Origin of the sequence: Streptomyces sp. NPDC048258, from assembly GCF_043201995.1 — a bacterium.
Lineage (GTDB): Bacteria > Actinomycetota > Actinomycetes > Streptomycetales > Streptomycetaceae > Streptomyces.
In genome coordinates, this window is record NZ_JBICZH010000003.1 from 340,109 (window position 1) to 362,394 (window position 22,286).

The following is a 22,286-nucleotide window of genomic DNA, read 5'->3' on the forward strand; positions in this document are numbered from 1 at the left end:
CCCGACCACCAGGACACCCATGCAACCGCACTTCCACTTCGGGCTGCACCCGGAGCACGGGGTGGTCGCCCGCGCTACCGCGGCCATCACACCCCACCTCGCCGACTGGTACCTCCAGCACGAGCAGTTCGAGCCCGTCCCCGGCCGACCGGAGCTGTACCGACTCGCCCATCCCGACCAGGACCTGCGGCGCCGGGCCCGGCAGACCGTCCACGATCTCCGCCGCCATGGCTTCACCGTGCACGCGGACCTCTCCCTCGACCCGACCGTCACCGCAGCGCCTCCCCGCCCGGCCCAGGCCAACTGCCTGGCCGAACGGCGCGCTCGCATTGCCCAAGCGGCCTCCGCCCGGTCACCGCAGCACCGCGCGGGCGCCGGCCCCCAGGTCACCGCCCCGGCCATGCCCGCCGCCGTCACCCGTTCCTCGTCCGTCGCACGGACACGGTGACCATGACCGACACCCCCCATCCTCATCAGCGAGGACAGGTCCCAGCCAGTCGCTGCCGGCGCCCTCTTCCGATCTCCCTTTCCCCATTGCAAGGAGTTCTTCATGGCCATCCCCACATCTTTCGAGATCGTCCACAGCTGTGGACACAGCAACACCGTTGATTTGTCGAGTCGTTCGGCGGACCAGCGCGCCGGATACGCCCGCTGGCTCGCCGCCCGGCAGTGCACCGACTGCTGGCGGGCCGACCACCAGGCGGATGCCGCCAGCACGGCGGAGTGGCTTGCCGCCAAGCGCGCAGACGAACAGGCCTCCGCTGCGGACTGGGCAACCCAGTTCGACATGCCGCCCCTGGAGGGCCCCGAGAAGATCCTGGGTTGGGGTGAGCGCACCCGTCACCAGCTGGTGACCCGCGCATACGCCGCCCTGGTTACCGAAGGGACCTGGGACGAAGCCGACTGGGCCCAGTTGGAGGAGCAGGTCCGGCTGCTGACGAGAGCCGGGTGGTGGGTCGACCAGCGCGAGGCCGAGGGGACCGATCTGCCCGAGCTGCTGGAGGCCGCCGACGACCGCGACCGGCCCACGGAGAACCCGTTCCGGTAGGCGCGCGGCGCGCAACATAGCGGCGAAGTCCCGGTTTCGGAAACCGGGGATTCTCCGGACCCTTTGTCTTCCACCGCCGCCCAGCGCCTTCGTGGAGGACCCTCCGTGCCCGAGACCCGCCCCGTCTACCTGCCGCCCGACCCGCTCACCCCGGAGCGGGACATCACCCACCAGCACTTCCGTCCCGGCGAGCACGTCGTGATCCTCAAGGGCGCCGCCGGCGGAGAGCTGTGGGGCGACGCGATGAAGGTCGTGGCCCCCTCCTGGCACACCCCTACCGACGAGAACGGGTGGCGGCTGCTCGACCCCAACGGCGGCGACCGCTCCTACGTCACGGCCCACCCCCGCTACCTGGTGCACCTGTCCAAGCGGTGCCCGGAGTGCCTGATGCACCAGAAGGCCCTGCGGGAGTACCTGGCCAAGCGCCTCGGGGACACCGAGGAGGTCGTGGACTGCAGCTGGTACTCCCTGACCGCCCTCAACCAGCTCGTCCACGTCGCCGACGCCCGCCCGGGGCGCTGACCACGGCCATACCGCCGCCCCAAACGCGCCGGCCTTCTGCCATCCCCTCGAATTGCAACCCCCCGAGCGAGACCATGATCATTGCCATCCACTCCCGTGACGTGACCGCCGATGAAGCCCTCGCCGTGGCGCTCGGACGGGAGATCAGCACGGCCGAGGGCCTGACCACCGAGCCCGGTGGCACGGTGGTGGCCCACTCGAACCGGCTGGACCACTACACCGACGAGGACGAGACCTGGAGCTCGGCGACGTGGGCCGACCATCTCGCCGACCCGTCGCTGGAGCACCCGCTCGCCTCCGGCCCCGACGGCGACCGGCGCGCAATCCTCCACGTCACCGCGCACATGCATCCGCTGGGCCGGGAGCTGAACCACGCCGAGTGGTCCGAGATCGGCCACCGGATCGCCCGCGTCGCCAGCATCGCGCCACCCGGCGACGACCAGGCATGCCAGTGGATCGCCGTCCAGGCCCAGCCCGGCCGCCTGGACGTGATCGCCAACCTCATCCGCCTCGACGGCACCTGGAGTGCCCAGCCCCGACGCCTCCTGCAGACCCTGGTCGCCGAGGCACGGAATATCGAGGCCGACCTCCTCCTGCACTCCAGCCACCGGCAGAACTCCGCACGCCAGGACCCGGCGCCCGGCCCGGAGCACGCCGTCTCCCCGCGGGTGCCGACCGCGACCGGCCCGCTCGCGGGAATCCTGCGGCAGCTCGCCGCCGAGCAGTCCGGCCCGATCGCCGCAGTGCGCCAGCTCGTGGAAGAGGTCGGCCGACAGGCCGCCGCGCTGCCCGGCGACCAAACCGACGCCGCCGCAAGGGACTTGTTCTGGGCAGCGCGCCGCCTGTACGGGCTCCAGGAGCAGCTGGGCGAGATCGCCTCCCGACTCCAGCCCCCCGCGCCTCCGGCCGCCGTCCCTTCGGCCCGGCCGGTGCAGGCTCCAGCCGCATCGCGGGCGGCAGCCCGGTGAACGAGCCGGCCACCCCACACAAGACAGCGCCCGTCACGGTCGCCCGGGACATCGACACCGGCCGGGTTATCGCCCGCGGCGGTGACGGGCTGGCCCACGGCATCCTGGAACGCACCTTCTTCCTTCGTGAGGTTCACGGCGCGACCTGGCATCGGATGTCGCCGACCGTTCTGCCGGCGGATCAGGCCGCGGTGGCGCAGCTCGCCGTCGCCCGGCTCCAGGCCGCGGGATACCGGGTCGAGGCCGACGCCGAATGCGCGACGGAGTCGACACAGGACCGCTATGTGACGGACGGCCGATCGATTGCCAACCTCGCCGCCGCCATTCGCGACGCGGCCAGCCCGGCCGAAGTGTCCGACCGGCTGGAGGAGGTGACCGCCGCGCACGACGGCATCCTCGCCTCTCTGGACCAGCTCCTCCACTCCCTGGCCGCCGTCTACGACGGCCTCGGCGGACCTGCGGACCTGCACATTGCAGCCCGCATGCGCTACTTGGCCGAGCACCACCTCGGTCCCATCACCGCCGACCTGCTGCACACCCGCGCAGAACTCGCCGACCGCACCACGGCCCCAGCCCGGCCGGGCACGTCACTGCCCGCCGCCGTCCCGCTGGCCGCACCCGCGCCTACCGCCTCCGGACGGACCCGATGACCCCCGCCCCATGTTCGAGGAGCCCATGCCCGCCCCCCGCACCCTGCCCGACGACGACAGCCGCGACGTTGAGTCGTTCGCCACCATCCTCTCCGAGGAACTCCCCGGGAACTGGACCGTGTACCACCACCAACACCAGCGGCACGAGGATCAGTTCCTTCATGCCGAAGAGGTCTGGGACCTCAACGACGTGGCCGCCGCCCTCGCCGAGTACGCCCTGGGCGCAGACGCCCACCTCATCCGCGACGACGGCACCCGCCTGTACGTCACCCTTCATCCCCGGCATGAGGAGGAGTTCCTCGTGGCCGCCATGGCTCCGTCCGGCGCCGCCCCGGAGGCGTTCGCCGGGGTCCGCGAACCCGACGGGATCGCCGTGCCTGCCGATCCCGAGCGCGCCGCCCGCGCCATCACCGCCGACCTGCTGCCCCGCTACGACATCGCGCTCGCCCAGGTCCGGCACAACGCGATGAACCCCCCGCAGCCCCTCCCCGCCCCTGGTGCTCAGTCGCAGCAGGTGGTGATGACCTGGCTCGAGGACGGTTCCCTCGCGGCCGTCACCACCGCCCGGCCCGCAGCCGAAGCCCTGGTGTCCGAAGGGTTCGCATGGAATACCACGGCAGGCGCCTATGTGCTCTCCGGGGACGACACCCGCGCCCAGGCCCACGCCGTCCAGGCGGCCGGCGCCCGCCTCGCCCGCCTCGGCATCGCCACCGTCCTGCGCGCCGCCGCCCGCCCTGCCGCGGAGGCGACACTGCCTACTCCGCCGCCCGGTGCCCGGACCGCCGCCCGCGCCCGGTGACCTCTACGCCCCGGCACCGCCCCACCCACGCCCAGCCAACCGCCGACAACACCGGCCACCGGCCTCGCGTCCCACCGCTCAACGCCGCCAGCCGCCCGCGACTCGCCCGTTTCCTGCTGCGCCGCTATCTGCGCGCCGCCGTCGTCAAGGCCGCAGGCCCCGACCGGCCCCGGCTCGCACCGCCTCCGCGCGACACCACAGCGCCCGCCCCCTCCCACCGCCACACCCGCTGACCACCGTCGGGGGTACGGCACAGCCCCCTGGACCGCCCATGACCCCACCCGCCACCACGCTTACCGACAGCGTCACCCGCCAGCTCGACCTGCTCTCCGCGCAACTGTCCCAGGCCGGGCCCCAGCAGGCCGCACAGATCCTCCAGCAGGTCCTGGACTCCGAGAACGGCATCCTCGGCAGGCTGACATCCCTGGTCGTCACCGGCACCTACGTCACCAAGCACCACGCCCAAACCGGCACGTTCCCCGCGGAGATGTGGCTGGCGCTCGGGCGCACCGCCAACACCCTGCACGACCTCGCCCTCGACCTGGACGAACACCAGGAAGTGTTCGAGGAGATCGCCGCGCGCCGCTCCCTGGCCACGTCCTCCCCGGCCGCCACGCAGGCCACCGCCCTGGTGGCGCGGGGGAGGCACCGTTGAGCAAGGGACAGCAGTGGACCGGCTGGGGCCAGGCCCAGCAGGCGCAGCAGCACTACCTGGTCGAGCCCCGCTACCTGGCCGGCGGTGGGGACCTGCGCCACGTCGGCGAGTTCCTGCGTGCGTCGGGCTGGAAGGACATCGCCCGCAGTTCCGGCACGATGCTCGCCTTCGACTCGCCCGACCAGATGGTGCGCGTCGCCTACCAGCCGCCGGGCGGCTGGCAGGTCCACGGGGCCGCGCACGGGCATCAGCCGGCCTGGCAGGTCACCCTGACCCCGCAGACCCCGGTGGAGATCGTGGCGGGCCTGACCGACGCTCTGACCAAACCGCGCTCCGCGCACGCCCCGAACGTGTGGGCGCCGCTCACCGAGAAGTCATGGAGCATGCAGCAGGACGACTACTTCGTCGCCCAGAGCCCCGACCGGCACGCCGTCGTGCAGTACGTCCAACCCGGTGGTGACGGCAGCCAGAACCACTGGTGGGTCGGCGCCCGCAACGAGCACGGGCCCGTCTGGAACGCGCAGGCCACCGCGAGCACGCCGCTGCACCTGGTGCAGTCTCTGACCACGGCTCTGGCCGACCCGGAGCCGGTGATGCGCCCGCTCGGGCACGTCCCGCTCAGTAACCGGATCCGCGTCACCTCCGTGTCCGTCCTGCCCGACCAGCTCGGCGCCTGGCAGCAGGCCCGCCTCTCCGCCGCCCGCGCCGCGGCCTGGAGCCGCAACTGGGTCTCCTCCCGCGCCCGCACCGGCGCCAAGACGTCCGGCTACGCAAGGACCCGATGAACCGCCCGGCTCCCTTCTCGCCGTTCCTCTCCCGCGCCCTGGGCCCGTCGTTCGCCGCAGATCGCGCCGTCATCGCGGTCACCCCCCGCCACCTCGCGGGCGGCGGCGACCCCAGGTGGGTCACCGGCCACCTGATGGCCCACGGGTGGAGGGACCAGTCCGTACCCGGATACCCCCACGTCCTGCTCTCCTCACCCGACCAGCGGTTCCACCTCACACTCGAACTGCCCCACCCGGACAGCCACGAGACCGCCTGGCGCTTCCTTCCCGCCGAAGGGATCAGGCACTGGCAGATGGCCTTCGGAGCCTGGACCCCGGTGGAAATCATCGCGGGTGCCGCCGACGCCCTCGCCCGCCCCGACAGCCCGCACCTCTCCGTCGAAGACGCGTGGGAGCAGGCCCGTGCCAACGGGTGGACGGAAGTTACCGACGACCGGATCGCAGGACTGCTTGCTCCGCCCGAATTCGACGGAACCCCGCCGACCGCCTGCGTGCTCAAGGACCGCATCGTCACCACCGGTCCACCAGCCTGGGCGTGGAGGGTGCACGTCAGCGCTCCCCGCCCGGACGGCAGTGAGCATCAGTCGGTGTGGAGTGCGTCCATCGACGACAGCGCTCCGCCCGGGGCCGTCGCCGGATTCCTCTCCGCCCTGACGGACCCCGCCCCTCTCTACCGCACGGGGGACCAGACCCTGTACGTCTACGGGAAGTTCAGCACCCACACGGCGACGTCGCGCACCCTCGACGACCTGCGCGCTGCCCTGGGCCGACGCCTGACCCCGGCCGCCCGGCCCCAGCCGCCCACTCCGGCGTACCCCCCTCCCGGCCACGGCCCGACACCCCAGCGCCGCTGAACTGGCCTCATTTCCCTGGAGCTTTTGATGACTGACGGACACACGACCCGGCTGACCGCCGAGGACATCCGTGCCTCCGCGCACACCCTGCACCTCCTTACCGCCTACCTGCGGACCGGCCCGCACGTGACCGAGGCCCTCTCCTTGATCGCGGCACTCGTCGACGCGGACACCGGCACCGCAGTCCGGCTCGGTGAAGCCCTTCGGGGCATCGCCCGCTACCTCGCCCAGGAGACCACGGTCCCCCGCACCGACACCGTCGAGGCGACCCTGGGCGAATACATCGAGGCCGCATCCGTCCCGCAGGACCTGCGCCTGCTCGACCTCACCCTCGAACCCCTGCGCACCGCGCCCGTCCGTACGAGCCCCGCCGAGACGGCCCCGTGGCAGTAAGCCCCGCCCAGCGGGCCTCCTACGCCAACGACCACCACACGAAGATCCCCTTCGAGACGACGCCCCGCCACCTCGCGGGGCCCGGTGACCCCCGTCACGTCACCCACGCCCTGCTCGCCGCCGGATGGACCCTCACCTCTGCCCCCGGCGATCCACGGATCGCCCTGACCGGTCCCGACGAGGCCCGGCACCAGATGGTGATCGACCCGTTCGCCTCCGGCTCCTGGTGGCGGATCCACTCCGTCGACTGGACGTGGAACGCCTCCTTCGACCGGATGGTGCCGACGGAGATCATCGCCGGATTCACCGACCGGCTCTTCGTCGGCCCTCGCCGAGGCGACACCGGGCCGTGGGGACACATGCAGAAGGCGGGCTGGAGCGTAGACCTCCGCCCCGACGGAACCGGCGAAGCCCTCTCGCCCGACCCGAGGCTGCCGATCCGGGCCGAACTGCGCCCCATCTTCAACGACTCGCCCGACCACCTCGCGTGGCGCATCGAGGCCAAGCCCGAGCACAGCGGCCCCCCGATCTGGCAGATCTGGATCAGCGGCCCGGTCCCGGACCACCTCATGACCGGCCTGGCCGAGCAGCTCGTCTCCACCGCCCCCGTCCTGCGCGGCATGCACGACCTCGACCACTACGCCGCCCGGCAGGAGAACAGCCCGCTCACCCCGCAACAGGCGGTCGAAGCCCACTTCTCCCGCATCGACACCGCCCGGGCCCGGGCCCGCACCCAGCGCCGCACCCGCCTCACCACCCGCCTGCCGGCCCCGGCCGCCGCCCCGGCCAGCCCGGCATCCTCCCGCGCATCCCGCCCCTGAACCCTCGAAGAGACCCGCCCGTGCCCCACTTCGCCCGCTCCGGCAGCGCCACTGTCCCCGGACATCAGGAAATGATCAGCCGCCTTGCCGCCTTCCTGCGCGCGGCAGACGCGGCCCTCGATGCCTGGGACCTCTACTCCGACGAGCACACCGACCTCGATGGCTGGCCGTACGACCCTGACGCCTACGACGACCGGAAAGCCGAGCGCGACCAGGCGGTCTGGGCTGCGCTCGATCCGGTCCGCGAGGAAGCCGACGTCCTGCTCGAGGCTGCCGAAGCCGACCTCGACCGGATCGCCATCCCCTCGGTCCAGACGCGCTGGATGTGGCAGCTGGCCCAGCTCCGCGGCGCCCTCAACTGGATCGAGGCCGCCCACGAGGGGTACCAGGAGTTCCGTACGGCCCAGCCGCAGGCGAACAAGGACGCCCTGCAGGCTGCAGCCGACTTCCGCAACGCCGAGGCGTGGCATGCCCTGGACACCTGGATGGTCCACGGCCGCGCCGTCCTGGAGATTCACACCGCCACCGTGCGTGCCGCCGTCGGCCCCCGGATCGCCGCCACCCCGCCGCCGCCTGATCCGTCGGCCACCGCCGGTCACACGACCCGCCGCTGAACCAACCCTCCATTCCCTTCCCCCTTGGAGTTCGCTTGTCCCACCGCCCGCTCGTCCTGGTCGTCGCCCCGGGTGACGACATCTACCGCGGTTACTGCCTGCGCCAGGTGGCCGACGCCTACGACATCGCCGCCATCACCACCGGCCCCCTCACCTGGGAACAGCCCCACGTCGTCGACCGCGAGATCGTTGGCGACTTCGACGACGAGGCCGCTCTCCTCGCCGCCGGCGAGGCGCTCGCCGCCCGCAGGCCGATCGCGGGCGTGGTGACCTGGGCCGAGGCCCACCTGACAGCGGTGGCCCGGCTGGCCGAGCACCTCGGGCTGGCCACCACCAGCGTGGAGTCGGTGCGGACTTGCCGGGACAAGGCCGCTAGCCGCGCCGCGTTCGCCCGCCACGGCGTACCGTCCGCCCAGTCCCTGACCGCCACCTCCCTGGACGACGCCCTGGCCGCGGCGAGCACCATCGGTTATCCGGTCGTCGTCAAGCCCGCCTCGGTCGGCGGCAGCATCGGCGTCATCAAAGCCGAGACCCAAGAAGACCTCGCCGACGCTTACGCCTTCGCCACCCGCGGTGTCCAGCTCCACGGCGGGGACAACACGGTCGTCCTGGTTGAGGAGTACCTGTCCGGCGAGGAGGTCAGCGTCGAGTGCGTCACGTTCCAGGGCGTGACCACCGCGGTGGCGGTGACCCGCAAGGAGCTCGGGGCAGAGCCGCTGTTCGAGGAGACCGGCCACACCCTCACCGCCGACGACCCGCTGCTGGCCACCGTCGCGCCCATCGCCGCGGCGGCCGTGAATGCCACCGGGACCGTGAACGGCATCCAGCACGTGGAGCTGCGGCTGACCTCCACCGGGCCGCGCGTGATCGAGGTCAACGGCCGGATCGGCGGTGACTGGATCGGCTGGGCGGTCTGGCAGGCCACCGGCCTGTCGCTCCCGCGGATCGCCGCCGACCTCGCCGTCGGCTGGGAGCCCGACCTCACCCCCGCCCGGCAGCAGGCTGTCGCCATCAAGGTCCTCTACGCTCCCGCATCCGGAACCCTGGCCCAGCGGGCCATCGCCAACGGCTTCGCCGAGACCGCCGGGTGGGTGCACGGCCCGGCTTGGCTGTTCGAGGAAGGCGACGAGGTCCTCCTGCCGCCCGAGGGCGACCTCGACTCCGCACGGGTGGGCCTGTTCGCCACCCACGCCGACACCCTCGAACTCGCCGTCGCCCGCCGTACGGTCACGGCGAACCACATCGCCCTCTCCGTAACGGACAGCGCACAGCGGTGAGCGGGGACAAGAAGCCGCCGGTGCTGGCCCAGGTCGCTCCCCGCTACCTGGCCGGCGGCGGGGATCCGCGGTGGGTGACCGCCCCGCTGCAGAAGGCCTTCCACTGGCAGCCATCCCGCGTCCCCCTCAGCCCGGTCGTACGGCTCACTCGCCGCGACCGCCAGGCCGAACTGCTGCTGTCACCGGACCCGGACGACCACTGGTGGACCCTGCACTACACCGGGAGCAGCACCGAAAAGGCGTGGACCATGCGCTTCGGCGCCCGGACCCCGGCCGAGATCGTCGCCGCGGCCACCGACGCCCTCACCACCGGCCCGGCCGACAGCACGGCCGAGCCGATGCAGGTGCTAGAGCAGACCGGATGGAAGCGCTCCGTAGTGGACCACCAGATCACCTCACCCGACGGTTTCGTCACTGTCTCCCGGCACCCGCTCGGCGCGCTGCACATCGAGGTCACGGCCCACGACGGCCCCTGGGCCTCCGAGCCGACCGCCCGTCCGGCCTGGCGGGCGTACTTCTCCGACCACACCCCGCCCCACCTGGCCGCCGCCGTCCTCGCGGGCATGGTCTCGACCGAGCCGTTGCTGCGTGACGAGAAGGCGATGGTCCCCTTCCTGCGCTACAGCGTCCGCATCGACCGCGAACGTGTTCCCGCCCATCAGGCCGAGTACGCCCTGTGGGACCGGGTCGATCGCCTCGCTGCCCACCGCACCGGTACGCCGCTGCCGCCGCAGCCGCCCAGCGGGTCGCTGCCCCGCCGCACCCGCTGACCCCCTCGTCCCCCGCCCCCTCCACGGAACAGCGCGCCCTTGTCCCAGTCCAGCTCCTCCTCCGACGGCTACGACATAGCCTTCAAGGTCCTCCTCGGAGTCTTCGCCGTCGCCATCCCCCTCTCCCATCTTGCCTGGCTCGGCGGGAACCTCACCGCCCTGATCACCGGGCACCCCTGGGCCGGCTACCGGCCCGCCGACGCCCTCATACGCCCCGACCAGCTCTGGCCCGGCCTTGGAGAAACGTCCCTGCTCCTCGGTGCCCGAGTCCTTCCCGTACTCGCCCTGATCGCCCTCGCGGCAGTCGGCGGCGTGTGGTGGAGCCGCCACAAGGGCACCTTCGGCGGGAAGAACAAACGCCGGGTCCAGGGCACCGCCAAGGCCAAGGACATCGAGCCGCTCCTGGCCAACGCGATCACCGCCAAGGCCCGCAGCCTGCGCCCCAGCCTGAAGGACGCCGACCGCATCGCGGCCTCGGACACCGGAATCCTCCTTGGCAACCTTCAGGGCACCCGGACCGAGATCCGGATGGGGTACGAGGACGTCGCGGTGGCGATCATGGCACCGCGCTCCGGGAAGACCACCTCGCTGGCGATCCCCTCCATCCTGGCCGCGCCCGGCGCCGTACTCCTGACCAGTAACAAGGCAGCCGGTGACGCCTATACGACCTGCTTCGACGCCCGCAGCAAGGTGGGATGCGTGTGGTCGATGGACCCCCAGCAGATCGCCCACGCACCCCGCACCATGTGGTGGAACCCCCTTGCGGACGCCAAGTCCCTGGAGGGCGCGAACCGGCTCGCCGGCCACTTCCTCGCCGCGTCCGTGGACGCCTCCCAGCAGGGCGACTTCTGGTCCAAGGCCGGCAGTAACATCCTGAGCCAGCTATTCCTGGCCGCGGCCCTCGACAACCGCCCGATCACGGACGTGATGCAGTGGCTGGCCTTCCCCGCAGACCGGCGACCGCTCGACATCCTGCGCGACCACGGATTCACCTCCGTCGCAGCCCAGTTGAAGGGCACGGTCGAGGGGCCGCCGGAAACCCGAGACGGCATCTACGAGACCGCGAGACAGTACGCGTCCGCCCTGCTCAGCGCCGACATCGCCGCCTGGGTGACCCCGCAGAAGGACGTACCGGAGTTCCGCCCAGCCGAGTTCGTGGCCTCCACCGACACGTTGTTCCTGCTCTCCAAGGACGGTGGCGGCGGAGCCTCCGCGCTCATCGCAGCGTGCGCCGACTCGGTGATGCGGGCCGCGACCGCCCGAGCCGAACGCACCGGCGGACGTCTCGACCCGCCCATGCTCGCGATCCTCGACGAGGCCGCCAACGTGTGCAAGATCAGCGACCTCCCGGACCTGTACTCGCACCTGGGCTCTCGCGGAATCATCCCGATAACGATCTTGCAGTCCTACCGGCAGGGCCAGAAGGTGTGGGGCGACGCGGGCATGGACGCCATGTGGTCCGCGGCCACCATCAAGGTCATCGGATCCGGCATCGACGACCCGGATTTCGCGGACAAGCTCTCCCGGCTGATCGGCGACCACGACGTGGAGACCAAGTCCACCTCCATCTCCGAGTCGGGCAAGTCCACCTCGATCAGCATGCGGCAGGAGCGGATCCTGCCCGCGGACCGGATTCGTGCCCTGCCCAAGGGCACCGCCCTCCTCTTCGCGACCGGCCTGCGCGCCGCCATGCTCGACCTGCGCCCCTGGTACCTCGAACCGGGCGCCAGCGAGCTGTCCGCCGCATCCAAGGCCGCCTCCGATGCCGTCACCGCCCGGGCCATCGCGAAGGCCGGGACCACACAGGCCGACTTCAAGAAGGCCGCCTGACGGCACCTGCGCACCACCCATGCACGGCTCGGCCCTCGGCCCGCAAATCGCGCACGCCCTCTCCGTTCTGCCCTCCCAGCCCAGCCCTCAGCGCAGCCGCTGATGCTCTCGGCCGCCTACGGCCGAGTCTCGCGCTCGCTTGCTCCCCACCCCTTCAGGAGATCCCACGTCCCCGAACGAGCAGACCGGCACACCCACCCCGGCCGACATCGCTCGCGCCCTCGCCGCCCGCATCTCCACGAACCCGCCGCCCCCGCCCCACGTCGTGACCGTCAGCTTCGGCCTGCTGCGCGGAGCGGAAGCCCGCGGAAACCGCTCCTCCGGCGGATCCGTGCTCGGCCTCGCCAACTCCCTCCACGCGCAGCTGTACGGACTCCGCTCGAACGCCCGCCGCTTCCTGGCGCGCTGGACGAGCTGCTCCAGGCCACCGGGTACGACGACGACCAGAACCTCGTGCTCGACCAGGTCGCCACCCAGCTGGAGGCCGCTGCCGCACTCATCGAGCGGGCCCGCCACCAGGCCCGCTGGCAGCAGCTGCCGGAGACGGTGGCTGCCCGGCTCGTCAACAGTCAGGCGCTCACCCAGCACCTGTCCAGCGAACTGCACCAACTGGCCCGGGCCTTCGAGCCGGCGGGCGCACCCCCAGCACCGTTGCCGGCCCTCCCCGTCCCTGCCCCGGCTGCCGCCGTACCGGGCCGGTCCCGGCTCTGAACCACGCGCCTCGTCCCGGACCGTGACGCCCCAGGTGCCGCAGCCTCGACCGGATCCGAGCTGCTCCCGAAGCCCCGGCACGCCGCAGAGCCTCCCCGCCCCTGTCGCACTGCCCGCACCCGAAAGCCCTCCTTCCCATGACCGACGACCTTCTGTTCGACGTGCCCGAACCGCCGACTCCCGTGGAGCGCCTGCTTGCCCTCGCCGGCGACGTCACCCGTCACAACGACGCCCTCAGCCTGTTCCGGCCAACGGCTGCTCCTGGTCCCGCCCTCGGCGACCCAGCTGGCACGCACAGCCGTCTCGGCCGTCCAGGGCATCCGCGACCAGCAGCTCTATGCGAGCGCCGACTTGATCGATGCCACTGTCCGGATCAAGCAGGTCGCCTACCTCAGCGGTGAAGCTGCCCGCCATCTGGCCGAAGCACAGGCCGCGGTCACCGCCGCGGCTCTCACGAACCCAGAACTCACTGGCCTGCCCGACGGCGCCGGCGAACAGATTCAGCTGGCGCAGGAGCTGACCGCACTTGCTCCGGAAGCGGCCGTCGAGTCCGCCACCGGCATCGCCCGGGAGACACACCGGCGCCGGCCCTCCGTGACAACGGCGGCCGACGGCCTGGCCACCGTCGAACTCAGCGCCCTCCACGCAGTCGCCCGTGGCCACGTCGTAATGGCCCGGAGCCAGGGCAGGGAGTACGTCCACAGCCGAGACGGCAGCGTCCGGATCGGCACCCTTCGCTCCCTCGAAGCCAAGGGCCTCATCGTGCGCGCGCCCGCCACCGCTCCGCCTGCTTTCCGCGGTGGCCCGGCCCAAGACCGCATGCGTCTCACCGCCGGCGGGGCGACCGCCGTCGCCGCCCTCCTCGCTCTTCCACCTGCCGCCCCCGCGTCCGCAGCCGCTCCCGCCATGCCCCCGGCGACCACCACGACGGGCCCGGCACGAAGCCGCTGACCGGGACGATCGCCTGCCCACCCCGCCCATGAACAACGCCCCCCGCCCCGGGGCGGCACCGCCCGCAAGGACCCGCCATCACCGCCACGACCTCCACCACACCCCACCAGCTGGCCCCCGCCGCCCCGGACACCGCTATCCGTCCGGCCCTGCGCGCACTCTCGCTCGGTGCCGGCGTCCAAAGTTCAGCCCTGCTCTGCCTGTCCGCGGACGGCACCCTCCCCAAGATCGACATCGCGGTCTTCGCCGACACCGGCTGGGAGCCGAAGAAGGTGTACGAGCACCTCGCCCGCCTCGAACGGGAAATCGCCGCTCCGGCCGGAATACCCATCCTCCGCGTGTCGTCTGGGAACATCCGCGACGACGCCCTGGACCCGAATCACCGATTCGCATCCATGCCCCTTTACATCCTAAATCAGGACGGAAAACAAGGAATGACCCGGCGGCAATGTACCGGGGAATATAAAATAAAGCCGATTAAGAAGAAGATGCGCGAAATTCTCGGCTACCCCTATCCGTCCAGGGTCCCGAAGGGAGTATTCGTCGAGCAGTGGGTCGGCATCAGCACGGACGAATTCCACCGAGCCAAGGACTCCGGCGTCCAGTACATGCACAACGCGCACCCCCTGATCGACATCGGCTGGTCACGGGCCGACTGCGTCCGCTACCTGCAACGGCTCGGACTGGCCGACACGCCCAAGTCAAGCTGCCTCGGATGCCCGTTCCACGGAAATGCTCAGTGGCGAAGCCTGAGGGACGCTTCTCCGACGGAATGGGATGACGTTGTCGCCTTCGACGCAGCCATCCGGAAGGGAAACGCGAGGGCCAACGCGTCGGGCAATCCACTGCTGGGCGAGGCCTTTCTCCACCGCTCCCGCATCCCGCTCCACAAGGCCCCGATCGACCATGTCACCCGCTCGGAACGTGACGCCGCCGAACTCGACGAGCTGGAGAACGGGGTGGTCAGCGGGTGCTCGCCCTGGGCCTGCCGGGGCGAGGAACCGGAGCAGGGCGACTTCGGGCTTGCCTCGTGATGGACAGGCTCGTGGTGGATCTCTTCGCCGGCCCAGGGGGCTGGAGCCACGCCCTGCATGTCCTCGGCGTACGGGACATCGGTCTGGAGTGGGACGAGTGGGCGTGCAAAACCCGTGCCCGTGCCGGCCAGTTGACGATCCGTACTGATGTGGCGATGTACCCGGTGTGGCCGCTGGTCGGCCGCACCCACGGGTTCATAGCGAGCCCGCCGTGCCAGGCGTGGTCGATGGCCGGCAAGCGGCTCGGCCTGGTGGACCAGCCGCTGGTCCACCAGGCCGTCGCCGACCTTGCCGACGGCCGCGATACCCGGGAGAAGCTGCTGGCCGCCTGCAAGGACCCCCGATCCCTACTGGCCGCGGAGCCGATGCGCTACCTCCACGCCCTGCACTCTGCGGGCGAGCCGGAGTGGATCGCCATGGAGGAGGTCCCGGACGTCCTGCCGCTGTGGCGGCAGTACGCCGTCATCCTCCGGGGCTGGGGCTTCTCCGTCTGGACCGGGATTCTCAACGCCGCCGACTACGGCGTACCCCAGACGAGGAAGCGGGCGATCCTGATCGCCTCCCGAACCCGCACAGCCGAGCCGCCGTTGCCGACCCACGCCCACGCCGCCGAGCCGGAGTCGTTGTTCGGGCCGGGCCGCGAGAAGTGGGTGTCCATGGCCGAAGCCCTCGGCTGGGGCGCCACAGACCGGCCCGTCCCAACCGTCTGCGCCGGCGGCGGCCCCGGAGGCGGCCCGGAGCCGTTCCCCTCAGGGGCCCGCAAGACCCTCACCGACGCCCGCGACCGCGGTACCTGGAAGCCGCCCAGCCCACTCCCCGCCTCCCACCGGACACGCCTTCGCCCCTCCCGCACGGACTCCCCGACCTGCACCTGCGGGAACCACCGCTGGTCCTGGTCGCTGCGCAGCAACAACCAGGCCAACGCGACCATCCGCGGCATCGACGAGCCGGCCGGGACGCTGTTCTTCGGTCACCGCGCGAACGAGTGCGTATGGGTCGCTGAATCCTGTGCCGGCCCCGACGAGAAGAAGGCGGCCCCGGCCCCGATCCGGATCACCGCTGCCGAGGCCGGTGCGCTGCAGACCTTCCCCGCCGACTACCCCTGGGCCGGGAACAAGGGCCAGCAGTTCTCCCAGATCGGCAACGCTGTGCCCCCGCTGCTGGCTGCCCACCTTCTGGCTCCGCACCTCGACAAGGCCCTCACCCGGTCCGACTTCATCTTGGCGGCCTGATGCCCAACAACCGGCTGCCCGAGCCAGACTTCGGCCTGGAGGACATCCCCGCGAACCCGCCCGTCCACCACGCCGAGCAGGCACTCCTCGGCGCGCTCCTCCTCGACCCTCACAGGATCAAGACGATCGGCCCGCTCGGCCCCGAGTACTTCGCCTCCGCCGGGCACCGCGCGCTGTTCGCAGCGATGGCCGCGCTCCCCCCGCCAGCCGCGGCCCTCCACGCCAAGGAGCCGGTGTGGATCAAGGCCGTCCTCGGCCACGCCCGCCCCCACTCCCGCGGGCTGACCGCCGCCTACCTCCACGCCCTGGCCGGGGCCTGCCCCGACCCCGCGCACGCCCCCTCGTACGCACGGATGGTCCGGGCCGACCATGCCCGCCGCACCGTCCTCGGCCACGCCGAACTGCTCATCCACGCGGCCACCGACACCTCACTGCCTGACCCCGTCACCCTGACGCTGCGGCGGGCCGACGCCCTCGCCTCCCTCTTCGACGGCCTGAGCGCGTCTTTCCCTTCCCACCCGGGCTCGCTGCCCCGCACCCCGCCACCGATGCCGCCGAGCCGCGAGGCCGACCCTGACGTCGCCAGCGAGGAGCGGCTGATGCTGTCGACGGCCACCGCCCATCCCGCCGCGTTGCCGTCGATGTGGTGGTTGCGCCCGGAGGACTTCACCCTGCCGCTGCACGGTGCCTTGTACCGCTGCCTGACCACACTGGCAAGCCGGGGCGAGCCGGTCGACCAGGTGACCGTGCTCTGGGAGGCCCAGCACCATGGCCTGCTCACGCCGGCGTTCGCAGCGCAGGACGTCCTGGAGCTGCTCGCCACTCCGGCGGGTGCCCCGGAGCACTGGGGCGAGCAAATTCTGCGGCGCTCCCTCCTCCATCGCGCTCATGCAGCTGCCCTGCACATCCAGGCCTTCGCGCAGGACCCGTCGAACTCCCCGCACCAGCTGGTCACCGGCAGCCGCCGAGCGCTCGCGGACCTCACCGCGGTCCGGGCCCGCTGGCAGCACGCCACCGGCCAACCGCCAGTCGAACGTCCGCGCACGCGACCAGCCCCGACGACCCGGGCCGGGCCGCCCACCCCGCGCACCAGCACCACCACCGTCTCCTCGCGGCCCTCCCGATAACCCCACCCCACCGGGTCCGGCCGGCCACCTGCCGGCCGGACCCGAGAAGCGAGCCGCATGCCCCGCCCCGCACTCGAAGCCCACGTCCGCCTGGCCCTCCACCCCGATCACACCAGCGCCGTGACCGCCACCATCACGGGCCCCGACCGCTATCTCGCCCGCGCCGCCCTCGCCGAGCACGGATTCCGCTGGACCAGCGACGCAACCATGGCCCTGGCCCGCATCGACCACGACGAACCCCACTACGCCGATCAAGCCGCCCGGGCCCTCCGCGATGGCGGCACCACCGTGGAAATCGACCCCGCGCTCCAAGAGGAGATCGCCACCAAGTGGACCTACGGCAACTACCCAATGACCTGGCTGACCCAGGACGAGGTCCGCGAGGTCAGCGCCGAAGCCCAGCGAATCCACGACGACATCGCCGTCGGCCGCCTCACCATCCATCTTTTCTTGGGGCAGTTCCGATTCGTCCACCGCGTCGTCTCACAGAGAGATGGACATGCTGCTGCATGCACCCGTCCGGAGGGACCTCCGACACAGCCGGCGCCAGGACCGAAGTCCCACCGCGGGTGCTTGCTCAAACAGGCCCGCCGCTGTCGGTGGGTTCCCATATCGTCAAGTACGTGAGTGACTTCAGCCTCACCCCGAGGCTCTGCAAGGTGCTGTTCGGACGCGCATCCCACTGCGCCTACCCGGAGTGCGGGGTTTCTCCATTTCCCCGATGAACTCAGGGCATCGGGAACGCTAATTCCATGGCGCTTCGGAATGCATCGGATTCGATCCGGCCAATCTGAACGGTTTGGCGTGAAGGTGCTGACACAAAAATGCGGGCTCTGCCACGGTGATCGACGGCTCGGCCGACCGCAGCGTGCGGCACGTCCGGGTGGCACAGCCATGTCCCGTCCACCATGCCCGTATTGGAGTGCCTGATGAAGATCATGAAGAAGAAGCTGACCGGAGCCATCGCCGCGCTGACCGGTTCCGTGCTCCTCACTCTGGGTTCGCCCGGCATCGCCGAAGCCGCCGCTCCGGACGCCAGCTACTACAACAGACTCGTGACCCTGAACACGGGCATGTGCGCCGCCGTCGGCGGCAACTCGACCTCGGTCGGCGCCGGCTTCATCCAGTTCCCCTGCGACGGCAAGTACAACAAGCAATTCCACTCCCAGTGGGCCGGCACGAACGCGTACTTCCTGAAAGTCCGCTCCACCAACCTGTGCATGACCCCGGAGAGCACCGCCGAGCACGCCGTGATCCGCCAGCAATACTGCGCGAACAGCGACCTCCAGGTGTGGGTCACCGAGTACATGGGCAACGACAACTACCGCCTCCGCAACCGCGCCACGGGCTTCTGTATGGGCCCCGGCTGGGGCATGACCTGGAGCGGTCAGCCGCTAGAGCAGGCCGCGTGCGGCACGTTCGCGGGCCAGGACTGGCGTTTCGTCATGACGGGCTGACCTCCCGGTCCCGCCTGCCGCTCACAGCGGTGCTTTCCTGCGGGCCCGCCTCACCGCGCGGTGAGGCGGGCCCGCAGGCCCCCGCTAGCTGCGGGTGACGAGCATCTGGGCGTCGCCGTTCGGCAGGCCCGCGATGGAGAACTTCTGGGCGCCCGTGCCCGTGGCCACCAGCCCTGCCAGTGGCCGCTCGGGTAGCGGGCGTTGTGGTAGGCCTTGCCGTCGTTGCCGACCGCGCGCAGCTAGGTGTCGCCGTTCGGCAGGCCGGCGATGGCCATGGCACGCATCCTCACCGCCCAAGCAGACCAAATGGACATTCAACTCATCACCCTCACCGGTCAGCAGGACGCCCGAGCAGGTCAAAGCTGGTCAAGGGCGATCCGGAAGTGCCGTAGGGTGAGGTTCACCGACGCGGGGTGGAGCAGTTCGGTAGCTCGCTGGGCTCATAATCCAGAGGTCGCAGGTTCAAATCCTGTCCCCGCTACTGATCAGAAGGGCCCGGATCGTCAACGATCCGGGCCCTTCTGCCGTACCCCGGCGTTTCATGCGAGGCCTCTGCCGCTCGCGGCTTGACCGTCAGCATTGCAATCCCCCTGTCTCGCGAGGCACCCAAATCGCGAAGAACCATCGCGAAGCGTCTGTGGGACGCCCCTGAAGGAGTCCGACCAGGCCGACTTCTGCCAGCAGCTGGGGCTTACCTGAGTTGGGTCATACGGGATGCGCGATGTGCTCTAGGCAGAACTTCAGCCTTCCTGCAAGGCGAAGACGGCGGGCTGGCGGGTTGGTCAGGTAGTCGTTCATGCGCTCCCAGTCCCTACGATCCCTGGGAAGAGCTTCGTACCAGGCAACGCCCCGAGCATTGCACCCGCTGCACAGCAAGCCTCGGACGCACCCTCCGCAGATGGACCATGCGGCGTCCGACGGCTCACAGCATTCGTGATCACGGTTCGATGTGCCAGTAGGAGGAGCTTGCGTCCCCCTCGGGCCCGTTGCCGCACAAGGCGCAAACGCCGCCCTGTAACTCCAAGATGGCCCTCACGTCGCCTGCCGTCAGGTTGTATCGGCGACCTTGGCGGGCCATCCGGCTACAGCTAAGGCAATGCCCCGAACGTCGGCCTTCTCCCCTGTACCTGATGGTGACGCCACACCCCTCGCAGTCCTTCAAGGTGTCGCGCGTCAACGGGACTCCGTAGTGACTTCGCATCCCTGGACGGTAGCGGGAAGCGCTGACATCGCTCTGGCCATGACAGCGCAAACCCCCCTCAGTCACGTGCAGAGAAATCCGGAGGGAACGCCGCATGCGCCGGAAGATCACCGCAGGAAGAGGACAGGCTAGAAGGGAGGTCGCCAGCCGCCGCAGTGTGTCTTGTGGCCGGGCGGGGCCAAGATCCCGCCTCGCCCGGATAGGGCCACAGGCGGCCCACCCATTCACACTCCGGTATCGCGCCTTCCCAGTCGTCGGTGCACCGGTCGGCCCAGGCGCGGCCCACCATGACCGGCCGGGTCACCACGCCGCTGGCAACCTCCTGCACCCGCACCACCAGACCGAGCCCGTTGACTCCAGGGTTCCCCCGCGGGCCGTAGGACACGTCGAGCACCCCACACTCGTGAGCGTGCGAGAGGAACCGTTCCAGATCGGCTGGGACGCAGGCGGTCAACTCCCTTCCCCAGAGCGTCACCTGTGGCCCGTGGACAGCGTCGACGGCGACGCAGAACAGCCGGCCGTCGACGAAGTAGGCGTACACAGCAGGCTCGGCACGCCCCGTGCCGAACTCCACGCCGAGGGTCTCCTGGAACGAGGGGTCAGCCCGGAACCGACGTATCTCGGTCATGCCCGGCAACACCGCGGCGACCTCAGTGATACGCATGCCGAAACACAGAGGCCCGACGCCCTCCAGGGGCATCAGCTCCCAGTCCAACCGCGCCGGCCCCTTCGCGGCACCCCGAAGCTCTGCTGCCGCCATCTCTTCACCCGTCCCCGTCCACACACCGAGCCGCGCCGATTGCCGAAGCTCAGCATCACCCGGCCCGCCCCCCTGACGGACACCGAGCGCGCCGCCGCCGAAGTCCTCGCAGCCCCTCCCACCGCAACGTCGTCGCCTCCCGCGCATACACCGGCCGGCGCTCCGGCCGAGCAGGAGTGGCAGACGGTGCCCGTGTACGCCGCCGGCCCTGGCGACCACGAGGCCCTCCTAAACGACTTCCTCACCGCCAACAGGGAATGGGAGAAGTACCGGCCCCACGACGAGACCACCATCGCCAGCCATGAATCCCTGTCGCTGCGCGTCGAGTTCCTCCACGAAGCCATGCATGGCGACAACGCCTGGACGGTCGCCGCCTACGAATCTCCCGTCGGGGAACGCCTCTGGCACGCCACCGCGACCCCCACCACTCCGGTCGAGATCATGCGCGCCCTCCTCAACAGCCTCGCTTCCGAGCATGCCTGGGGCTGCGGAACCACCGTCCCTGTTACGGCAGAGAACCTCGCCGAGGCCTCCAGGCCTCTGGACGACATCGGCGGCTGGTCCCTGACTGTCGGAGCCCGGCTGATCGACTGGACGGCGCCCACCGCCGACGGGGCGGGCCTCCGCTTCGACACGTTCGTGAAGCAGGGGAGTGTCCTGCCGGCCTGGACCATTTGGGGCGGCAACACGGCCGGCAGACCCACCTGGGCCATTCACCTCTCGACGTACTCCCCCACGTCGCTAATCCAGGACATCACCTCTGAACTTGCGTCCCAAAGCCACCGGCAGCCCCAGCTCCAGACCGCCGGCACCGCCCCCGTCTTTCCACAGAGCCAGCGGTAGCCCGGCCCCCGGTATCGGCGCCCCCGCCTGCGTCCAGACGTTGAACTCTCCGCCAACCGATGCATCGGGTCGGGGGTGCGGCCGGGATCGACCCGGAGCCCGGTGGGTTCACCGGTCGCTGGCACAGTAGGCAGGTGATTCCTTCCCCCTTCGCCGACGTCCCGCCCCTCGTGTACACCGACAGCGTGGACATACCCGTGCTGTTCCGCGACATCCGGCGGCACGACCGTTCAAGCAGTGGCGTGGACCATCGGATCCGGTCACCGGCGTGCCCCCGACAGGTGCGGCGACTCTGCGGATCTCGACCCCTGTTCGATCCGGGACCGGCGGATTCTCCGAGCCGCGGTGGACGACGAGAACGGGCATTGGCTCGGCCACGCGGAGAGCGGGCGGGCTCAGCATGGCCGAGGCCGGCGCCCCATTGGGGCGCCGGCCTCGGTGTTGGGACGGGTCAGCTTGAGCCCGAGTCAGGCGTAATTGCAGAAGACGTTGTCCTGACCATGCTGTTCGGCACGGGTACCGGGAGGGCAGGCCCTGTAGACGTACCGGCCCTGGGCGCAGGTCCAGAACCCCCCGCTCTGATAGTCAGCGAACATGGCTCCCTCTCGGCAGCTGCCCCAGCCGTCCGCTGTGGCGGTGGCGGAGAGGGAAACGACTGCTGCACTGGCCAACAGCATGGCGGTGACGAACGAGCGGATCCGCAAGGGGTTCTCCCAACCTAGTGATCACGTGAGTGCCAGCGGGCACCTGCACGCGAAGATCAACGCTGAGCCGGTCTCTTCGGTACGGGCTGAGGGCATACAGCCTCAGGCTCGGCGACGCTTCTCCTGGGTCTGGGCGAGCCGGAACGAGTCGGTGCCGGTCCGCGTCGTTTCCGTGGTGATCTTCCCGGCACCCATCCCTCCAAGGGAATCAAGCCGCATGTTGCTTCTCTGAGACCCCTTACGGAGCGTAGCGCATTATGACGCTACGCTCAGCCCCTCG

General features: G+C 70.8%; 25 protein-coding genes, 1 tRNA gene and 1 pseudogene. 25 read left to right on the forward strand and 2 right to left on the reverse strand.

What is annotated here, in order from left to right; all coding sequences use genetic code 11:
• Positions 1-19 precede the first annotated feature (19 nt).
• From ACGFYQ_RS09000 to ACGFYQ_RS09115, 24 genes are all read left to right on the forward strand, one after another.
• Positions 20-448, forward strand: a complete 429-nt coding sequence (locus ACGFYQ_RS09000) for a hypothetical protein (RefSeq protein ID WP_393741522.1) — start codon at positions 20-22, stop codon at positions 446-448.
• A 102-nt stretch (positions 449-550) separates the two neighbouring features.
• Positions 551-1,048, forward strand: a complete 498-nt coding sequence (locus tag ACGFYQ_RS09005) for a hypothetical protein (RefSeq protein ID WP_393741524.1) — start codon at positions 551-553, stop codon at positions 1,046-1,048.
• 105 nt (positions 1,049-1,153) lie between these two features.
• The gene (locus ACGFYQ_RS09010; protein ID WP_393741526.1) at positions 1,154-1,570 is read left to right on the forward strand and encodes a hypothetical protein; all 417 of its coding nucleotides are present in this window, start codon (positions 1,154-1,156) and stop codon (positions 1,568-1,570) included.
• A 101-nt stretch (positions 1,571-1,671) separates the two neighbouring features.
• Positions 1,672-2,538, forward strand: coding sequence for a relaxase/mobilization nuclease (locus ACGFYQ_RS09015; protein ID WP_393741528.1), 867 nt, complete (start codon positions 1,672-1,674; stop codon positions 2,536-2,538).
• Positions 2,535-3,188, forward strand: coding sequence for a hypothetical protein (locus ACGFYQ_RS09020; protein WP_393741530.1), 654 nt, complete (start codon positions 2,535-2,537; stop codon positions 3,186-3,188). The genes ACGFYQ_RS09015 and ACGFYQ_RS09020 overlap by 4 nt, the downstream gene beginning before the upstream one ends.
• Positions 3,189-3,198: 10 nt before the next feature.
• On the forward strand, positions 3,199-3,987 hold the full coding sequence (locus tag ACGFYQ_RS09025) for a hypothetical protein (RefSeq protein ID WP_393741532.1): 789 nt from the start codon (positions 3,199-3,201) through the stop codon (positions 3,985-3,987).
• A complete protein-coding gene (locus ACGFYQ_RS09030) occupies positions 3,984-4,220 on the forward strand; it encodes a hypothetical protein (protein ID WP_393741534.1) in 237 nt (78 codons plus the stop codon). The genes ACGFYQ_RS09025 and ACGFYQ_RS09030 overlap by 4 nt, the downstream gene beginning before the upstream one ends.
• 38 nt (positions 4,221-4,258) lie before the next feature.
• A complete protein-coding gene (locus ACGFYQ_RS09035) occupies positions 4,259-4,642 on the forward strand; it encodes a hypothetical protein (protein ID WP_393741536.1) in 384 nt (127 codons plus the stop codon).
• Positions 4,639-5,427 carry a DUF317 domain-containing protein gene (locus tag ACGFYQ_RS09040; protein ID WP_393741538.1) on the forward strand — a complete coding sequence of 263 codons (789 nt, stop codon included), beginning with the start codon at positions 4,639-4,641 and terminating at the stop codon, positions 5,425-5,427. Before ACGFYQ_RS09035 ends, ACGFYQ_RS09040 begins: the two co-directional genes overlap by 4 nt.
• Positions 5,424-6,281, forward strand: a complete 858-nt coding sequence (locus tag ACGFYQ_RS09045) for a DUF317 domain-containing protein (RefSeq protein WP_393741540.1) — start codon at positions 5,424-5,426, stop codon at positions 6,279-6,281. The genes ACGFYQ_RS09040 and ACGFYQ_RS09045 overlap by 4 nt, the downstream gene beginning before the upstream one ends.
• A 27-nt stretch (positions 6,282-6,308) precedes the next feature.
• Positions 6,309-6,674, forward strand: a complete 366-nt coding sequence (locus tag ACGFYQ_RS09050; RefSeq protein WP_393741542.1) for a hypothetical protein — start codon at positions 6,309-6,311, stop codon at positions 6,672-6,674.
• Positions 6,665-7,495: a DUF317 domain-containing protein gene (locus ACGFYQ_RS09055; protein WP_393741544.1), complete on the forward strand. Its 831-nt coding sequence runs from the start codon at positions 6,665-6,667 to the stop codon at positions 7,493-7,495. The genes ACGFYQ_RS09050 and ACGFYQ_RS09055 overlap by 10 nt, the downstream gene beginning before the upstream one ends.
• 71 nt (positions 7,496-7,566) lie before the next feature.
• Positions 7,567-8,109 (forward strand): hypothetical protein, encoded by a 543-nt coding sequence (locus ACGFYQ_RS09060; RefSeq protein WP_393741546.1) that lies wholly within the window; start codon positions 7,567-7,569, stop codon positions 8,107-8,109.
• A 35-nt stretch (positions 8,110-8,144) separates the two neighbouring features.
• Positions 8,145-9,386 carry an acetyl-CoA carboxylase biotin carboxylase subunit family protein gene (locus tag ACGFYQ_RS09065; RefSeq protein ID WP_393741547.1) on the forward strand — a complete coding sequence of 414 codons (1,242 nt, stop codon included), beginning with the start codon at positions 8,145-8,147 and terminating at the stop codon, positions 9,384-9,386.
• Positions 9,383-10,156 carry a DUF317 domain-containing protein gene (locus ACGFYQ_RS09070; RefSeq protein WP_393741548.1) on the forward strand — a complete coding sequence of 258 codons (774 nt, stop codon included), beginning with the start codon at positions 9,383-9,385 and terminating at the stop codon, positions 10,154-10,156. Before ACGFYQ_RS09065 ends, ACGFYQ_RS09070 begins: the two co-directional genes overlap by 4 nt.
• 39 nt (positions 10,157-10,195) lie before the next feature.
• Positions 10,196-11,986 (forward strand): type IV secretory system conjugative DNA transfer family protein, encoded by a 1,791-nt coding sequence (locus tag ACGFYQ_RS09075; protein WP_393741550.1) that lies wholly within the window; start codon positions 10,196-10,198, stop codon positions 11,984-11,986.
• 453 nt (positions 11,987-12,439) lie between these two features.
• Complete coding sequence (locus ACGFYQ_RS09080) at positions 12,440-12,697, forward strand: hypothetical protein (RefSeq protein ID WP_393741552.1); 258 nt, start codon at positions 12,440-12,442, stop codon at positions 12,695-12,697.
• A gap of 351 nt (positions 12,698-13,048) precedes the next feature.
• Positions 13,049-13,648: a hypothetical protein gene (locus ACGFYQ_RS09085; protein ID WP_393741554.1), complete on the forward strand. Its 600-nt coding sequence runs from the start codon at positions 13,049-13,051 to the stop codon at positions 13,646-13,648.
• Positions 13,649-13,839: 191 nt separating this feature from the next.
• Positions 13,840-14,682 carry a hypothetical protein gene (locus ACGFYQ_RS09090; RefSeq protein ID WP_393742121.1) on the forward strand — a complete coding sequence of 281 codons (843 nt, stop codon included), beginning with the start codon at positions 13,840-13,842 and terminating at the stop codon, positions 14,680-14,682.
• Entirely contained in the window at positions 14,682-15,914 is a 1,233-nt protein-coding gene (locus tag ACGFYQ_RS09095) for a DNA cytosine methyltransferase (protein ID WP_393742123.1), read from the forward strand. Before ACGFYQ_RS09090 ends, ACGFYQ_RS09095 begins: the two co-directional genes overlap by 1 nt.
• Positions 15,914-17,041 (forward strand): DnaB-like helicase N-terminal domain-containing protein, encoded by a 1,128-nt coding sequence (locus ACGFYQ_RS09100; protein ID WP_393741556.1) that lies wholly within the window; start codon positions 15,914-15,916, stop codon positions 17,039-17,041. Before ACGFYQ_RS09095 ends, ACGFYQ_RS09100 begins: the two co-directional genes overlap by 1 nt.
• A gap of 120 nt (positions 17,042-17,161) precedes the next feature.
• Positions 17,162-17,668: a hypothetical protein gene (locus ACGFYQ_RS09105; RefSeq protein ID WP_393741558.1), complete on the forward strand. Its 507-nt coding sequence runs from the start codon at positions 17,162-17,164 to the stop codon at positions 17,666-17,668.
• A gap of 302 nt (positions 17,669-17,970) precedes the next feature.
• Positions 17,971-18,498: an RICIN domain-containing protein gene (locus ACGFYQ_RS09110; RefSeq protein ID WP_362405725.1), complete on the forward strand. Its 528-nt coding sequence runs from the start codon at positions 17,971-17,973 to the stop codon at positions 18,496-18,498.
• A 407-nt stretch (positions 18,499-18,905) separates the two neighbouring features.
• Positions 18,906-18,979, forward strand: a tRNA-Met gene (locus ACGFYQ_RS09115).
• 224 nt (positions 18,980-19,203) lie between these two features.
• Here the strand turns inward: ACGFYQ_RS09115 and ACGFYQ_RS09120 are convergent.
• Both ACGFYQ_RS09120 and ACGFYQ_RS09125 read right to left on the reverse strand, forming a co-directional pair.
• A pseudogene (locus tag ACGFYQ_RS09120) lies at positions 19,204-19,449 on the reverse strand (hypothetical protein); the annotation flags it as partial.
• Between the two features lie 308 nt (positions 19,450-19,757).
• Positions 19,758-20,414, reverse strand: a complete 657-nt coding sequence (locus tag ACGFYQ_RS09125; RefSeq protein WP_362405728.1) for a hypothetical protein — start codon at positions 20,412-20,414, stop codon at positions 19,758-19,760.
• A gap of 84 nt (positions 20,415-20,498) precedes the next feature.
• On the opposite strand from ACGFYQ_RS09125, the gene ACGFYQ_RS09130 reads away from it, so the two are divergent.
• The gene (locus ACGFYQ_RS09130) at positions 20,499-21,302 is read left to right on the forward strand and encodes a DUF317 domain-containing protein (protein ID WP_393741561.1); all 804 of its coding nucleotides are present in this window, start codon (positions 20,499-20,501) and stop codon (positions 21,300-21,302) included.
• Positions 21,303-22,286 lie beyond the last annotated feature (984 nt).

Excerpts from the sequence above, each read along its gene's own strand:
- ACGFYQ_RS09060 (WP_393741546.1), top strand. The coding sequence starts at position 7,567 with ATGATCAGCCGCCTTGCCGCCTTCCTGCGCGCGGCAGACGCGGCCCTC.
- ACGFYQ_RS09110 (WP_362405725.1), top strand. The coding sequence starts at position 17,971 with ATGAAGATCATGAAGAAGAAGCTGACCGGAGCCATCGCCGCGCTGACC.
- ACGFYQ_RS09050 (WP_393741542.1), top strand. The coding sequence starts at position 6,309 with ATGACTGACGGACACACGACCCGGCTGACCGCCGAGGACATCCGTGCC.
- ACGFYQ_RS09005 (WP_393741524.1), top strand. The coding sequence starts at position 551 with ATGGCCATCCCCACATCTTTCGAGATCGTCCACAGCTGTGGACACAGC.
- ACGFYQ_RS09025 (WP_393741532.1), top strand. The coding sequence starts at position 3,199 with ATGTTCGAGGAGCCCATGCCCGCCCCCCGCACCCTGCCCGACGACGAC.
- ACGFYQ_RS09000 (WP_393741522.1), top strand. The coding sequence starts at position 20 with ATGCAACCGCACTTCCACTTCGGGCTGCACCCGGAGCACGGGGTGGTC.
- ACGFYQ_RS09100 (WP_393741556.1), top strand. The coding sequence starts at position 15,914 with ATGCCCAACAACCGGCTGCCCGAGCCAGACTTCGGCCTGGAGGACATC.
- ACGFYQ_RS09095 (WP_393742123.1), top strand. The coding sequence starts at position 14,682 with ATGGACAGGCTCGTGGTGGATCTCTTCGCCGGCCCAGGGGGCTGGAGC.
- ACGFYQ_RS09045 (WP_393741540.1), top strand. The coding sequence starts at position 5,424 with ATGAACCGCCCGGCTCCCTTCTCGCCGTTCCTCTCCCGCGCCCTGGGC.
- ACGFYQ_RS09035 (WP_393741536.1), top strand. The coding sequence starts at position 4,259 with ATGACCCCACCCGCCACCACGCTTACCGACAGCGTCACCCGCCAGCTC.